Origin of the sequence: Inquilinus sp. 2KB_23 (assembly GCF_052115705.1) — a bacterium.
Lineage (GTDB): Bacteria > Pseudomonadota > Alphaproteobacteria > DSM-16000 > Inquilinaceae > Inquilinus > Inquilinus ginsengisoli_A.
Window position 1 is genome coordinate 158,804 of sequence record NZ_JBFRHF010000004.1, and the last position, 14,643, is coordinate 173,446.

14 protein-coding genes and 1 riboswitch are annotated in these 14,643 nt (G+C 70.7%); of the genes, 4 read left to right on the forward strand and 10 right to left on the reverse strand.

All coding sequences use genetic code 11. The features are described from left to right. The first annotated feature begins 40 nt into the window (after nucleotides 1–40). Nucleotides 41–562 carry a hypothetical protein gene (locus AB4112_RS06705; RefSeq protein WP_309792742.1) on the forward strand — a complete coding sequence of 174 codons (522 nt, stop codon included), beginning with the start codon at nucleotides 41–43 and terminating at the stop codon, nucleotides 560–562. A 59-nt stretch (nucleotides 563–621) separates the two neighbouring features. Then, nucleotides 622–705: riboswitch (ZMP/ZTP riboswitch) on the forward strand. Between the two features lie 55 nt (nucleotides 706–760). Beyond that, nucleotides 761–2,026: a serine hydroxymethyltransferase gene (gene glyA, locus AB4112_RS06710; protein ID WP_441718005.1), complete on the forward strand. Its 1,266-nt coding sequence runs from the start codon at nucleotides 761–763 to the stop codon at nucleotides 2,024–2,026. Nucleotides 2,027–2,181: 155 nt separating this feature from the next. Here glyA and AB4112_RS06715 read toward each other — a convergent pair whose 3' ends face one another. The 5 genes from AB4112_RS06715 to AB4112_RS06735 all read right to left on the reverse strand — a co-directional run bounded on the left by AB4112_RS06715 (nucleotide 2,182) and on the right by AB4112_RS06735 (nucleotide 7,114). Beyond that, entirely contained in the window at nucleotides 2,182–3,198 is a 1,017-nt protein-coding gene (locus tag AB4112_RS06715; RefSeq protein ID WP_441718008.1) for a carbohydrate kinase family protein, read from the reverse strand. Nucleotides 3,199–3,201: 3 nt separating this feature from the next. After that, the gene (locus tag AB4112_RS06720) at nucleotides 3,202–4,224 is read right to left on the reverse strand and encodes a hypothetical protein (RefSeq protein ID WP_441718011.1); all 1,023 of its coding nucleotides are present in this window, start codon (nucleotides 4,222–4,224) and stop codon (nucleotides 3,202–3,204) included. A 41-nt stretch (nucleotides 4,225–4,265) separates the two neighbouring features. After that, nucleotides 4,266–5,051, reverse strand: a complete 786-nt coding sequence (locus tag AB4112_RS06725) for an ATP-binding cassette domain-containing protein (protein ID WP_441718013.1) — start codon at nucleotides 5,049–5,051, stop codon at nucleotides 4,266–4,268. Beyond that, nucleotides 5,048–6,025, reverse strand: a complete 978-nt coding sequence (locus tag AB4112_RS06730; protein WP_441718016.1) for an ABC transporter permease — start codon at nucleotides 6,023–6,025, stop codon at nucleotides 5,048–5,050. Before AB4112_RS06730 ends, AB4112_RS06725 begins: the two co-directional genes overlap by 4 nt. A 69-nt stretch (nucleotides 6,026–6,094) precedes the next feature. Continuing rightward, complete coding sequence (locus tag AB4112_RS06735; protein ID WP_441718018.1) at nucleotides 6,095–7,114, reverse strand: substrate-binding domain-containing protein; 1,020 nt, start codon at nucleotides 7,112–7,114, stop codon at nucleotides 6,095–6,097. Between the two features lie 191 nt (nucleotides 7,115–7,305). On the opposite strand from AB4112_RS06735, the gene AB4112_RS06740 reads away from it, so the two are divergent. Then, nucleotides 7,306–8,508 carry an ROK family protein gene (locus AB4112_RS06740; protein ID WP_441718020.1) on the forward strand — a complete coding sequence of 401 codons (1,203 nt, stop codon included), beginning with the start codon at nucleotides 7,306–7,308 and terminating at the stop codon, nucleotides 8,506–8,508. A gap of 9 nt (nucleotides 8,509–8,517) precedes the next feature. Here the strand turns inward: AB4112_RS06740 and dapA are convergent, their stop codons facing one another. Both dapA and AB4112_RS06750 read right to left on the reverse strand, forming a co-directional pair. Further along, the gene (gene dapA / locus AB4112_RS06745) at nucleotides 8,518–9,447 is read right to left on the reverse strand and encodes a 4-hydroxy-tetrahydrodipicolinate synthase (RefSeq protein WP_441718023.1); all 930 of its coding nucleotides are present in this window, start codon (nucleotides 9,445–9,447) and stop codon (nucleotides 8,518–8,520) included. Nucleotides 9,448–9,707: 260 nt separating this feature from the next. After that, entirely contained in the window at nucleotides 9,708–11,132 is a 1,425-nt protein-coding gene (locus AB4112_RS06750) for an MFS transporter (protein ID WP_441718026.1), read from the reverse strand. A 147-nt stretch (nucleotides 11,133–11,279) separates the two neighbouring features. Between AB4112_RS06750 and AB4112_RS06755 the strand changes: the two genes are divergently transcribed. Continuing rightward, nucleotides 11,280–12,248: a LysR substrate-binding domain-containing protein gene (locus AB4112_RS06755; RefSeq protein WP_441718029.1), complete on the forward strand. Its 969-nt coding sequence runs from the start codon at nucleotides 11,280–11,282 to the stop codon at nucleotides 12,246–12,248. Here AB4112_RS06755 and AB4112_RS06760 read toward each other — a convergent pair. The 3 genes from AB4112_RS06760 to AB4112_RS06770 are packed head-to-tail and all read right to left on the reverse strand — an operon-like array spanning nucleotide 12,185 to nucleotide 14,642. Then, complete coding sequence (locus tag AB4112_RS06760) at nucleotides 12,185–12,568, reverse strand: VOC family protein (protein ID WP_309792731.1); 384 nt, start codon at nucleotides 12,566–12,568, stop codon at nucleotides 12,185–12,187. The genes AB4112_RS06755 and AB4112_RS06760 overlap by 64 nt on opposite strands. A gap of 26 nt (nucleotides 12,569–12,594) precedes the next feature. Continuing rightward, nucleotides 12,595–13,953: an ATP-binding protein gene (locus AB4112_RS06765; RefSeq protein ID WP_309792729.1), complete on the reverse strand. Its 1,359-nt coding sequence runs from the start codon at nucleotides 13,951–13,953 to the stop codon at nucleotides 12,595–12,597. Beyond that, nucleotides 13,950–14,642: a response regulator gene (locus AB4112_RS06770; protein ID WP_309793155.1), complete on the reverse strand. Its 693-nt coding sequence runs from the start codon at nucleotides 14,640–14,642 to the stop codon at nucleotides 13,950–13,952. Before AB4112_RS06770 ends, AB4112_RS06765 begins: the two co-directional genes overlap by 4 nt. Between the last annotated feature and the right edge of the window lies 1 nt (nucleotide 14,643).

Here is a 14,643-nt window from a genome sequence, read left to right on the forward strand (position 1 = left end):
CTTTATGTTCTCCTGATCCGACCCTAGCAAGGAGGATCGGATGCCCGACACATCGGCCGCCGCGGACCTGCCGGCCGTCACCAATGTCGCCGCCGGCTACATCCATCGCGACAAGCTGATCACGCCGGGCGCGCCGGTGGCGCTGCCGGGCGCCCGGCTCAAATGGTACGACATCGCGCTGGCCGACGCGCCGGTTCCGGCCGGGATCCGGGCCCTGGCCCGTGACTTCGTGCTGCGCGAAGACCGGGCCGGTGCCCTGAAGGTCTCCGGCGATCTCGGCTTCGCCATCCTGCATCGCTGCGGCGCCGACTTCTACTTCCTGCTGGTCAGCACCTGGCACAACGAGAACGAGCTGTGGGAGACGGTCTACGCCAAGGACGGGCGGCAGCAGCCCGACTTCCGGCTGTTCCCGCTGCCCGGGCCGCATCGCGGCACCTTCTGCGTCTGGGAGCTCGGCGCGGTGTGGCACGAGCAGCAGGCGTGGCGGCGCTACCTCCGCTCCGGCCGCGACGACGCCGCGCGGCGGGCCTATCTCGCCGACAGCTGCGAGGGGCCGGTCTGATCGGCAGTTGACGCGAAGGCGAGTCCCGCCGATCATCCCAGCGGTCGCGAGATCAGCCATACCTTCCGCGTGACTGGCGAGACGGGGATCACCCCGAGGGAGCGCGGAAGACCGTTTCGATGCCGTTCGCCTGGGCAGCCTTCTCCTGGAAGCTGGTCGGGCGATTTTTGTTTTCTGGGCATCGAAACGGAGACTCCCATGCAGCACCAACCCGAATCGGCCGATCTCGACCCCCGCGCCGTGCTGGCCGCCGCCGACCCCGAGGCCGCCGCGATCCTCGAGCGCGAGGAGCGCCGGCAGCACCAGGGCCTGACCCTGATCGCCTCCGAGAACCACGCCTTCCCCGAGCTGCGGCCGCTGCTCGGCTCGGTCTTCGCCGACAAGTATGCCGAGGGCCAGCCGGGGCGCCGCTACTACGGCGGCAACGGCCATGCCGACGAGATCGAGTGGCTGGCCCAGGGGCGGGCCAAGGCGCTGTTCGGGGCCGAGCACGCCAATGTCCAGCCGCTGTCGGGGTCGCCGATGAACCAGGCGGTGTATTTCGGCCTGCTGCAGCCCGGCGATACCATCCTGGCGATGGACCTGTCGCATGGCGGACACCTGACCCATGGCGCGCCGGTCTCGGCCATGGGCCGGATCTTCCGCTTCATCCGCTACGGCACCGTGGCCGGCGGCGGCTTCGACTTCGACGCCATCCGCGAGACCGCGCGGCGCGAGCGGCCGAAGTTGCTGATCACCGGCTTCTCCTCCTACCCGCGCGACATCGACTACGCCGCCTTCAAGGCGATCGCCGACGAGGTCGGGGCGATCACCATGGCCGACGTCTCGCATATCGGCGGGCTGATCGCCGGCAAGACGCTGCCGAACCCGCTGGCGGCCGGCTTCGACGTCGTCACCACCACCACGCACAAGACCCTGCGCGGCCCGCGCGGCGGACTGATCCTGTGCCGCGAGCCGTTCCGCAAGCCGATCGACCAGGCGGTGTTCCCCGGCCTGCAGGGCGGCCCGCATATGGACCAGGTGGCGGCGCTGGCCACCGCGCTGCACCTGGCGGCGCAGGAGGAGTTCCAGGCCTATACCAGGCGGGTGCTGGACAACGCCAAGGCGCTGGTCGAGGCGCTGGAGGGGCGGGGCGCGCAGCTGGTCACCGGCGGCACGGACAACCACCTGATGGTGGTCGACGTCGCCGCCAGCTTCGGCATCGACGGCGACGAGGCGCAGCAGCGCCTCGACCGCATCGGCCTGGTCTCGAACAAGCAGGTCGTGCCGGACGACACCCGACCGCCGCTGCGCCCGTCCGGCCTGCGGCTGGGCACGCCGGCCGTCACCACCCGCGGCATGCGCGAAGGCCAGATGGCGACGCTGGCGGATCTGATCGTGGACGCGGTCACCGGCGCGCGGCCGGAAGGGGCGCTGGCCAACGCCGTGCGCGACTTCGCCCGGCGGTTCCCGATCCCGGGGTGAGCGGGGAGGAGAGGGCGGGCCACCCCCTCACCCGAAATCGCGGTGCGATTTCGACCTCTCCCCAAGGAGAGGTGACGAATCCCTCTCCTTGGGGAGAGGGAGGAGCCCGGCCCGCTTGGGCCGGGAGGGTGAGGGGGTGGCGCGGTGCCTGCCGGTCAGCTCGTCGGCTTGAACCCCGCCCTCTCGCCATACGCGAAGCACTCTTCCGCCGAGGGGATCGCCCGCGACGTGCTGTAGGACCCGAGGCTGAGCGCCGCGACGCAGACGCCCAGCCGAAGGCCTTTCTCCACCGGCCAGCCCTCGTGCAGCCCGAGCATGACGCCGGAGGCCAGGGCGTCGCCGGCGCCGTTGGTGCTCTTCACCGCCTCGGCCGGCACCCAGGCCGCGCCCTGGCGCCACAGGCGGCCGTCGCGGTCGGCGGCGACCACGCCGTCCGGGAAATGCACCACCGCCAGGGTCGACACGCCCATGCGGATCAGCGCCGCCGCCGCCGCCTCGACCAGGGCCCAGTCCGGCCGGCCGTCGCGGTGGGTCTCGACGCCGGTCAGCGCCGTCGCCTCAAGCTCGTTGATGATGATGCTGTCGAGCAGCGGCAGGCAGGGCACGGTGAGGTCGCGCAGCCGCTCCCCCGCCACGCCGACCAGCTCCATGTTGGTGCGGTGGCCCGAGGCGCGGGCGCGGGCCAGCACCTCGGTGAAGCCGTTGCCGTTGCCCTGCGGCGCGTCCATCCGGGCATGCACGCCGGGCGAGCCGACATGGAAGATCTTCGCGGTCGACCCGGTCAGGTCGAAATGCCCGGGCGAGAGCAGGGCGTTGACCCCCTCCTGGTAGAAGAAGGTCCGCCGCCCGCCCTCGGCCACGATCATCACGTCGGTGTAGGCGGTGCGTCCGCCCGGCAGCACCGCGATCCGGCCGGCGCCGATGCCGTGGTCGCGGCAGACCTCGAGCGCCAGCCGGCCGTAGGGGTCGTCGCCGATCACGCCGACGACCTCGATCGGGAAGCTGGCGCCCAGCCGGGCAAGGTCGACCGCCATGTTGAAGCCGGGGCCGCCCGAATCCGGCGTCTCCTCCAGGATCCTGGCGACGTGCTCCTGCGGCGGGAAGCGGTCGAGCACCTTGTTGACGTCGATGCAGATGGTGCCGCCGCAGATGATGCCCGAACGCTGCTCCACGGCTCAGCCCTGCTTCAGCACGGCTTCGGTGGTCTGCACGTCGTCGGCCAGGGGACGCAGCGGGGTGATGCCCTGCTTCTGCAGCTCGCCGTGATAGGCGCGCACCGCCTCTTCCGGCGCGATGGTGCCGTCCGCCACCTGGCGCATGAAGCTCACCATCGCCAGCGGCGATTCCGCCAGGTTGATCTTGCGGCCGAACAGGGCGACGCGGGCGCCGTATTTCTCGGCCTGGTGCAGCAGCTCGAAGCAGTCGCGGGTGGTGCCGGCGCCGCCGCCGAGCACGCCGACGATCAGGCTGGAATCGAAGCCGGCCAGCTCCTCCAGCGCCTTCGGGCCGTTGAAGGGGATCTTCAGGAATTCCGGCCGGTCGGCCTTCATCACCCCGGCCAGGCAGCGCAGGATGCAGTCGTTGAGGTAATGCGGCTGCAGCGCCGGGTCGATGCCGCTCGAGACATTCGGGTTGAACACTTCGAAGAAGTACTTGAAGCCGTTGGCGGCGCAGTCGGCCCGGAATTCGGCGAAGGCCTCCAGCGACCGGATGTCGGAGTCGAGGTCGTTGTTGAAGGTGACGGAGTAGAGGCCGAGATCGGTGCCGGTCACCGGCGCCTTCGGGTCGGGGGCGAGGCCGCCATGCTTCACCCGCGGCAGCAGGGCCGAGCGGAACGGGCGCGAGGGCTGCTGGGGATAGCTGCAGCCGCGCACCACCCAGACATCGGTGGTGTCGTTGGCGCGGATCGCCGGCTTCACCTTGCTATTGCGGAAGGTGCCGCTTTCGACCAGCCGCTCCAGGTTCGAGGCCGAGACCAGCATGATGTCGACGATGTCCTGCTCGACCACCTGGCGGATGGTGTCCAGGAACTCGTCGCGGGTGCGGTAGCGGGTCCAGCTGCCGTCCGGCGCGCGCTTCGGGCCGGTCGAGGTCAGGCTCGGCCCCATGTCGCCGTCCTTGGCATCGGCGATGATGAAGTCGCTGCGCTTGTAATGGCCGGCGCGGATGCGGGCCAGCTTCTCGTCCAGGCGGGTCATGCTCGCTCTCTCGTCTTTCGGTCAGGGGAGGAAAAGGGGTGTCATGTGGTCGTCTCGTTCGGGGCGGGCTGGTCGCCCGGCATCGCCCCGGTCATGATCGCCACCACCTCGGCCATGCTGTGGCGCTGCGGCGTGGTCACGGCCACGCGGCGGCCCAGGCGCATGACGTGGATGCGGTCGGCGACCTCGAACACGTTCGGCATGTTGTGGCTGATCAGCACCACCGGCAGGCCGCGGTCGCGGATGGTGCGGATCAGGTCCAGCACCTGGCCGGTCTCGCGCACGCCCAGCGCTGCCGTCGGCTCGTCCATGATCACCAGCTTGCGGGCGAACACCGCGGCGCGGGCCACGGCGACGCCCTGGCGCTGGCCGCCAGACAGGCTTTCGACCGCATGGCCGATCGAGGGCAGGCGGAAGCGCAGCTCGTCCATATGGCGCTGCGCGTCGCGCCGCATCCGCGGCTTGTCCAGCAGCCGCAGCCATTGCCCCAGCGGCCCGGCCCGGCGCAGCTCGCGCCCCAGGAACAGGTTGGCGGCAATGTCCAGCGCCGGCGCCACCGCCAGGTCCTGGTACACCGTCTCGATGCCGCGGCGGCGGGCGTCGAGCGGCCCGTGGAACCGCACCGGCGCGCCGTCCAGCAGCACCTCGCCCTCATCCGGGGTGATGGCGCCGGACAGGATCTTGATCAGGGTCGACTTGCCGGCGCCGTTGTCGCCGATGACCGCCAGCACCTCGCCGGCGCGCAGCTCGAAATCGACCCCGCCCAGCGCCACGACATGGCCGTAGCGCTTGACCACATTGCGGGCCTCCAGCACCACATCGGTCATACCCGCCTCCATCGCGACAGCTGGTCCAGCGCGACCGCGGTGATGACCAGGACGCCGGTGACCAGGTCCTGCCACAGCGGGTCGATGCCGATCAGGGTCAGGCCGTTGCGCAGCACGCCGACGATCAGCACCCCAATCAGCGTGCCGATCAGGCTGCCGCGGCCGCCGAACAGGCTGGTGCCGCCGATCACGACCGCGGTGATGCTGTCCAGGTTGGCGTTCTGCATGGCGTTGGGGTCGGCGTTCGGAATCCGCCCCAGCGCCAGCCAGGCGCCGATGCCGTAGAGGAAGGCGGCGAACAGATAGACCGACAGGATGCGCCGCCGCACCGGGATGCCGACCAGACGCGCCGCCTCCGGGCTGTTGCCGATGGCGTAGATGTGCTGGCCCCAGGCGGTCTGGGTCAGGATGTACCAGACGAGGGCATAGAGCCCGAGCATGATGACCATGCCGTAGGTGACGACGGCGCTGCCCAGGCGCAGCGTGTTGCCGGTCCAGCCCAGCAAGTCGTCCATCACAGGGAAGGCGCCGCCGCCGGAGAACAGCCGGGTCGCGGCGGTGACGATGCCGAGCAGGCCGAGCGTGACGATGAAGGGCGGCAGCTTCAGCCGGCTGACCAGTGTGCCGGTGACCAGCCCGACCAGGCTGCACAGCGCAACGGCCAGCAGCAGCGCCGGCAGCGCGTCGTGGCCCTGATCGACCAGCTTGCCGGCGACGATGGTGCCCAGCACGGCGATGGCGCCGTTGGCCAGGTCGATGCCGGCGGTCAGGATCACCAGCGTCTGGCCGATCGCCAGCGTGCCGATGATCACCGATTGCTGCACGATCAGCGAGATGTTGCCGGGCGTCAGGAAGCGGTCGCTCATCGCCGTGAACACGGCGCCGAAGGCGACCAGCACGATCAGGGGGCCGAGCGGCGGGGTGGTGAGCACCCGCGCCGTGCGACCGATCCAGGACGAAGGGGGAGGGGCCATCGCTCTCTCACGGATCGGAGGGAGTGGAACGGGCGGGCCGTCCGTGGCCCGCCCGGATCGCGCTGGCGATCAGCCCCAGCAGTTCTTCTCTCCGAATTCGAGATCCTTCGACTCCAGCCCCGGCAGCGCCTTGCCGGTGATCAGGAAGGACCCGGTGTCGACGAAGCCGCTCGGCTTCTTGCCGCTCTTGGCGTACTCCGCCACGGCATCGACGCCCATCTGCGCCATCTTGAACGGGAACTGCATCACCGTGGCGGCGACGCGCCCGTCCTTGACGTACTTCACGCCCAGGCAGCCGCCGTCGATCGAGGTGATGACGACGTCGTCGGTCTTGCCGGCCGCCTTGACCGCGGCATAGGCGCCTTGGGCGGCGGGTTCGTTGATGGTGTAGACGACGTTGATGTCGGGATGGGCCGACAGCAGGTTCTCCATCGCCGTCTGGCCCTTGTCCTGGGCGCCGTTGGTGTTCTGCTTGCCGACGATGGCGGCGTCGCCCTCGGCGATGCCGAAGCCCTTGAGAAAGCCGTCATGGCGGAAGGTGTCGACCGTGCCGCCCGGCGTGCCGTCCAGCATCGCCAGCTTCGGCGCCCGGTCGCCCAGGGCCTTGCGCGCGTACTGGCCCTGCTGCACCCCGGCCTGGAAGTTGTCGGTGGCGAAGGTGGCGTCGACCGCGTCGGCCGGGTCGGTCGCGGTGTCCAGCGCGATCACCAGGATGCCGGCGTCGCGGGCCTTCTTGACCGCGCCCAGCACGCCGCTGGAGTTGTTCGGGGTGATCAGGATGCCCTTGGCGCCGGCGCTGATCAAATCCTCGATCGCCGCCACCTGGCCTTCATTGTCGCCGTCGAATTTGCCGGCGCGGGCGATCAGCTTCAGGCCCTTCGCCTTGGCTTCGGCCTCGGCGGCCTGGCGCATCTTGACGAAGAACGGGTTGACCTCGGTCTTGGTGACCAGGCCGACGATGGCCTCCTGGGCCAGCGCGGCGGTGCTGCCGCCCATCAGGGCGAGCGCGACCGCGCCGGCGGCGAGCAGGCCGGCGAGGCGATGGGATTTCGGGACAAGCGCAACCACGGGCGTCTGCGATCGGATCATCGCGGTTTCCTCCTGTTTGCGGGTCGCCGCTTCTGCGGCGCCGACCATTGGCCGGACGGTTGTCCGACGCCAGACGATAAATCGGACTTTTGCTGAGAGTCAATCCGATCTTATGGATCTTTTGATCAAAAACGATCATTATGGCGTCAATGGCCGATGGCCTTCCCCGGCGCGCCTTGCTAGGAAGCGCGATGCGACAGACAGCCCCCGAGATCCACGCTTTGGGCACCGCCGGCGCCGGCCATGTGCTGTCGCTGATCCTGTCCGGCCAGGCGAAGTCGCGGGCCGACCTGGCCCGGATCTCCGACCTCTCCCGCGCCACCATCGCCCAGCGCCTCGGCGTGCTGTTCGACTCCGGGCTGCTGCACGAGGCCAGCGAGACCCAGGCCAGCGGCGGCCGCCCGGCGCGGGTGCTGAAGCTGAACCAGGCCTTCGGCGTGGCGCTGGTGGCGGATATCGGCGAAAGCCGGATCCGGGTGGCGGCCACCGACCTGGGCCCGACCATCCTGGCCGAACGGCTGGGCACGCTCGGCGTCGGCAGCGGGCCGGTGCCGATCCTGACCTGGATCGCGGCCCAGTTCCGCGAGCTGCTGGCGGAGATCGGCCGGCCGGCGGCCGAGGTGCTGGGCATCGGGCTCAGCCTGCCGGCCCCGGTCGACCATGCCGCCGGCCAGGTGGTGGGGCCTTCGGTGATGACCGGCTGGGACCATTTCGACGTGCCCGGCTGGTTCGCGGGGGAGTATGCGGCGCCGGTCTTCGCCGAGAACGACGTCCGCCTGCGCACCCTGGCGGAGCACCGCCAGTTCTGGCCTGAGGAGCGCCAGCTGGTGTTCATCAAGGCCGGCACCGGCATCGGCAGCGGCGTCATCACCGACGGCCGGATGCATCGCGGCGCCCGCGGCGCCGCCGGCGATATCGGCCACATCCAGCTGCGCGATGCCGACGCGCCGCTGTGCCGCTGCGGCAAGCTGGGCTGCGTCGAAGCCTACGCCGCCGGCTGGGCCATCGCCCGCGACCTGCGCGCCCGCGGCTTCGACGCCCGGGACGCCCGCGACGTGATGGCCCTGGTCGAGCGCAACCGGCCAGAGGCGATCAGCCTGGTGCGCCAGGCCGGCCGGGTGCTGGGCGAGGTCGCGGCCGACGTGGTCAGCGTGCTGAACCCCAGCATCATCGTGATCGGCGGCACCCTGTCCCGTGCCGGGGAGCACCTGCTGGCGGGGGTGCGCGAGCTGGTCTACCAGCGCTGCCTGCCGCTGGCGACGCAGGATCTGCGCATCGTCGCCGCCCGCTCGGGCGAGGGGGCGGGGCTGCTCGGCGCCGCCTGGCTGGTGATCGACGCCCGGCTGCAGCCGCATGAGGTCGACCGGCTGATCGCCCGGCCCGGGCCGGGCTGACCCGCAGGTTCAGGCGGGAACGAGGCCCGGCTGCCGGTCCCCCGCTCGCGCCACGCCGCCGGCCGGCCGACGGCGGTCGATCTCGCGGTCGAGCCGGGCGGCGACGGCGTCGCTGACTCCGGTCATCGGCAGGCGCAGCTCCGGGCTGTCGATCAGGCCGGTGCGCCACAGCCAATGCTTGATCGGCGCCGGGCTCGGCTCGGCGAACAGCAGGGGCGGCAGCTCGGACAGGTCCCGCCAGGCGGCGAGGGCGCCCGGCTGGTCGCCGGCCAGCAGCCGGTTGCGGATCGCGGCGAAGGCTTCGGTCTCGACATGGGCCGAGGCCAGGATGCCGCCATCGGCGCCCTGGGTCAGGGCGGTGTAGAACAGCGCATCCTCGCCGGTGAGCACCGAGAACCCGGCCGGCCGGTCGCGCAGCAGCTCGAAGGACTGCCGGGCATCGGCGCAGCAATCCTTGACCCCGACGATGTTCGGCCGTTCGGCCAGGCGCAGCATCGCCTCGTTGCCCAGGTTGACGCCGGTCCGGTAGGGGATGTTGTAGATCAGGATCGGCCGGTCCGTCGCGTCGGCCAGGGCGGAGAAGTGGCGGATGAGGCCATCCTGCGACGGGCGGACGTAATACGGGCAGGCAATAAGGGTTCCCGCGATCGGCCAGTCGGCGGTGTGGGCGATCTCCTTGACCAGCTTGCGCGTGTCGCTGCCGGACAGGCCGAGAATGAGCGGCTGCATGGACTCCTCCGCCGCGATCGCGACCACGCGCTCGGTCTCCCCGGCATCGAGCGTCATGCCCTCGCCGGTGGTGGCAGCCAGGATCAGCCCGTCGACCGGGCCGGCGGCATAGTGCCGGACCAGCCGGCGCAGCGAGGTCTCGTCCAGCACGCCGTCGCGGAACGGGGTGATCAGCGGCAGCCAGAGGCCGTTGGGATTGAGAAGGGGCATCGTTCGTCTCCTGGGGCCGGAGACGGGGATGGTGCCGAAATGACAAGACCCCGTCCGAACCGGCGGGGTCTGGTGGATCCTGAAGCGCGCGGCGGGTTACCGCGGGCAGTGATCTCCGGTCCCCGCAAGCGGGGCTTTTTTGGCTTTCGCGAAGAGGGAGCGACCGGAGGTCATGGCCGGTCAGTCGCCCGCCGCCTGCGGGATTGTCAAGCGGGCCCTCCCTGGCGCGGCCACGCGGCGCGGCCGCCTTTGCCGGCGGGTCAGCGGCGCCAGTGGATCAGCTGCGCCAGCAGCGTCAGCACCGCGAAGGCCAGGATGGCGACCACGCCGGGGGTCAGCATCTCCAGCTCCGTGCCGGGCACGATCGCCGCGGTGACGACCGCGAGGCCGCAAGCGCCGCCGACCTGCAGCGAGCTGTTGAGCAGCCCGGCGGCCAGCCCCTGCTCGTGGTCGTCGACCCCGCTGGTGCCGGCGACCATCAGCGCCGAGATGCTGAGGGCGAAGCCCACGCCCCACAGCACCGAGGCCGGCAGCAGCACCGTCCACAGGTCCGGTGTCGGGCCGATGCGCAGCATCAGCAGGTAGCAGGGCACGAAGGCGACCAGCCCGACCAGCAGCACCCGGGTGACCCCGAAGCGGCTGATCAGGGGCCCGAGCTTGGGCCCGAGGACGACCACCATCAGCCCCGCCGGCAGCAGCACCAGCGCCATCTGCAGCGGCTGCCAGCCCAGCAGGTTCTGCAGGTACAGGGCGATCAGGAACTGGAAGCCCATGGCGCCGCCATACAGCAGGGCGGCGCTGACATTGGCCGCCACCAGGCTGCGGTTGCGGAAGATGCCCAGCCGGATCAGCGGCTGCTTCACGCTACGCTCGATCGCCAGGAAGCCGGCGAGCAGCAGCCCGGACAAGGCGAATCCGCCGATCGTCCGCAGCGACGTCCAGCCGGCATCCGCCGCCGAGACCACGGTGAAGACCAGCAGCAGCATCCCGGCGACCAGGGTCGCGGCGCCGCCGAGGTCGATGCGCAGCCGCTCGCTGCGCGGCGGGTCCGGCGGCAGGAAGCGCAGCGCGGCGGTCAGCAGCAGCAGGGCGATCGGGGCCGGCAGCAGGAAGATGTAGCGCCAGTCCAGCGCCGCCAGCAGGCCGCCGATCAACAGGCCGGAGGAGTATCCCGAGGCTTCGAACAGGTTGAAGATCCCGAACGCCTTGTTGCGGTGCGGGCCTTCGGGAAAGGTGGTGGCCAGCAGCGACATGGCGGCCGGCCCGGTGAACCCCGCGCTCATGCCCTTGAGGAAGCGCGACACGATCAGCAGCACCGCATCGCCGATGAAGGCGCCGAATAGCGACACCAGCGCGAACACGGCCAGCCCCGTCACCAGCACCCGCCGCCGGCCGAACAGGTCGGCGCACCGCCCGCCCAGCAGCAAGAAGCCGCCGAAGGCCAGGATGTAGGCGCTGACCAGCCATTGCGCGGCGGCGGCACTGATCCCGAACTCGCGCTGGATCTCCGGGATCGCCACCGCGATCATCGAGATGTCGAGCCCGTCGAGCAGGATCACCCCGCTGAAGATCAGCAGCGCGACCCAAGACCGCGCCGGCCAGCGCAGGGGATCCTTGCGGCCGGCGGGGGCCGCCAGGGCGCCTCCCTCCGGTCGCTCTTCGTATGGGGTCAGGCTCGCCGACATCGCTTCACTCCAGGGGGCCGGCCCGGGACGCGGCGATGGCCATGTCCCGGCAGGCATGATTGTCAATTCGGGCAATCATCCCGCGTTGACCGACCGCTGAAAAAACGAGTAATTCTCGACGGATCATCAAGCTGGATTTGAAGATCGATGAACCGCATGCTGCCCGGAACGCGAGCCCTCCGGACGTTCGAGGCGGCCGGGCGGCATCTGAACTTCACGCGGGCGGCGGAGGAGGTGGGGCTGACGCCGGCGGCGGTCAGCCACCAGATCAAGGACATCGAGGATCAGCTGGGCGTCGTGCTGTTCACCCGCACCAGCCGCAGCATCCGGCTGACGCCGGCCGGCGCCGTGCTGTTCGAGGCGACCGCCGAGGCGTTGGACACGCTGCACCGCGCCGCCGGCCGCGCCCGCCGGATGGTGCGGGGGTCGGCGCAACTGCGCGTGTCGCTGGGCGCGCGATTCGCCACCAACTGGCTGCTGCCCAGGCTGTCGCAGTTCAGGGCCGCGAACCCAACCCTGGAACTGACATTCGACATCACCGACCAGATCCGGGATTTCGAGGCCGACGATATCGATGTCGCGATCCGCTTCGGCACCGGACGCCACGACCATGCGCGGTCGGACCGGCTGTTCGACACCGTCGTCGTCGCGGTCTGCTGCCCGAGGCTGCTGGAGAGCGGCCCCCGGCTGGAGGAGCCGCGGGACCTGGTCCGCCACACCCTGTGCTACAGGGACTGGAAGACCGGAGACATGGTCTGGCCGAACTGGCGCATGTGGATGGCGGCGGCCGGAATCGACGATTTCGACGACAGCCGGTGCGTGGCGTTCTCCGACACCAGCCAGGTGGTGCAGGCGGTTGCCGAGGCCGGCGCCGTCGGCCTGGCCGACCTCGCCATGATCGCCGGTGACCTGGCCCAGGGCCGGCTGGTGCGGCTGTTCGACATCGGCGTTGGCGTGGCGCGGGGCGCCACCTACCACCTGGTCTACCCCGACAACCTCGCCCAGGACCCCCGCATCCTCGCCTTTCGCGAATGGATGCTGGCGCAGGCGGGTCAGCCGGGTGGGGCCTCGGCGACGCAGAACGAATTGCCTTCCGGGTCCAGCAGTACCGTGTAGCCCGGCGCCTGGCGCTCGACGGTGGCGCCCAGGGCCAGCAGCCGCCGCACCTCGGCCGGGCGGTCGGCGGCCGCGATGTCCAGGTGCACGCGGTTGTTCTCGCGGCTGCGGCCCGGCACCTGCTGGAAGCACAGGCTCGGCCCGGGGCCGTCGACCATGACGGTGGGATCGGTCTCCGGCGTCAGGCCCAGCGCGGCCAGCCGGTCGATCTCCGCCCGGTCGTAGTCCCGCACCGCATAGCCGTCGAGGACCGCGGCCCAGAACCGGGCCAGCGCCGGCGCCGCGCGGCAGTCGAACACGATCTCCTTGAGCGTCCCCATCGGCTCCTCTCCCTTGCCGGATGCGGCTACAGCGGCAGTCGCACGGTGCAGCGCAGCCCGCCCATCGGCGAGGTCGACAGGACCAGGTCGCCGCCATGGCTGCGGGCGACGTCGAGGGCGATGGCGAGGCCGAGGCCGGTGCCGCCGGTGTCCTGGTTGCGCGACTCGTCCAGCCGGACGAACGGCTTCATCGCCTCCTCGCGCTGCTTCGCGGGGATGCCGGGGCCGTCATCATCCACCACCAGCGACGCGGCGTCGGCGTCGTGCACCGCGGACAGCCAGACATGGTCGGCATGGCGCCGGGCGTTGGACAGCAGGTTCATCAGGCAGCGTCGCATCGCCTCGCGCCGCAGCGGCAGGACCAGGCTCTCCGGCGCGTCCAACACCACGTCGGCGCCTTCGCGGCGCGCCGCCACCACCACCTCCTCGAGGAAGGCGGTCAGGTCGGTCGGCACCGTCTCCTCGGTGCCCTCGCCGCGGGCGAAGGCGAGGTAGGCATCGATCATCTGGCGCATCTCATCGACATCAGCGCGCAGTTCGTCGATGTCGGGGCCGTCGCCCAGCATGGCCAGCTGCAGCTTCATCCGGGTCAGCGGCGTGCGCAGGTCGTGGCTGATCCCGGCCAGCATCTCGGTGCGCTGCTGGATCTGGCGGCGGATGCGGTCGCGCATGCCGATGAAGGCCTCGGCCGCCTGCCGGATCTCCTCCGCCCCATGCGGCCGGAATCCCGGCAGGTCGCGACCCTTGCCGAAGCGGTCTGCGGCGATCGCCAGCCGCCGGATCGGCCGGATCTGGTTGCGCATGAAGACGATGGCGACCGCGAACAGGATCAGGGTCGACCCCAGCATCGAGACGATGAAGACCGTGGTGGTGTAGTTGGTCAGCCGGGTCGACGGCACCGTCACGGCCAGCACCCCGTTGGGCAGCTGCATGGTGACGATCTCGTTGTCGTCGTCCTCGGTGCTGGCGATGGTGAAGTCGTAGGACTGGCGCATGCGCAGCGCCTGGGCCAGCGCGCGCTGGCTGTCGTCCAGGCCGGGGGTGCTGGTCGACCCCAGCTCGGCATTGGGGGTGAAGACGTAGGACAGGGCGGTGTTCTTCTGCGCCCGGTTGAAGATCGCCTCGCGCCGGGTGGGCGACACGCCCTCGCCGATCTCGTCCAGGGTCAGCGAGATCTCGCCGGCGACGGTGCGGGCGAAGCGGAAGGTGACGACGTCGATGTGGCGGCCGAAGAAGACGTAGGTCGCGATCGCCTGGGCCAGGATCACCGGCGTGACGATGATGACCAGCGTCCGCCCGAACAGGGTGCGCGGCAGGAACCGCTTCAGCCGGGCCCGCAGCCGCAACGGGGTCGACAGCCGGGGCAGGGCAGGGGCACGCATCATCCGTCCGGTCTCAGCACATAGCCTTCGCCGCGCACGGTGTGGAGGTAGCGGGGCAGGCGCGGATCGGGTTCGATCTTACGCCGAAGCCGTGTCACCTGCACGTCGACCGCCCGGACGCCGCCGTCGATCATGCCGGATTCGGTCAGGGCCTCGCGCGACACGGTCTCACCGGCATGCTGGGCCAGCAGGCGCAGCAGGTTCTCCTCGCCGGTGGTCAGGCGGATGCGCTCGCCCTCCTGCTGCAATTCGCCGCGCTCGATATCGAAGGTGAAGCTGCCCAGCCGGATGGTCCCGGCGGTGCGCGGCGGCGGCGGCGCGAGGCGGCGCAGGATGCTGTTGATCCGCAGCACCAGCTCGCGCGGCTCGAACGGCTTGGGCAGATAGTCGTCGGCGCCGCTCTCCAGCCCGGCGATCCGGTCCTCCGGTTCGCTCATCGCCGTCAGCAGCAGGATCGGGGTGGTCAGCCGCTGGCGCAGATCCCCGGTCAGCTGCAGCCCGGTCTCGCCCGGCATCATCACATCCAGCACGATCAGGTCGAACGCGATCGCCGCCAGCTTCTCCCGCGCATCCGCGGCATCGACCGCGACGGTCACCAGGAAGCCGTTCTCGACCAGGTATTTGCGCAAGAGCTCGCGCAGCCGCCGGTCGTCGTCGACGACCAGTATGTGGGCCGCCTCGTCCGCGGTCATC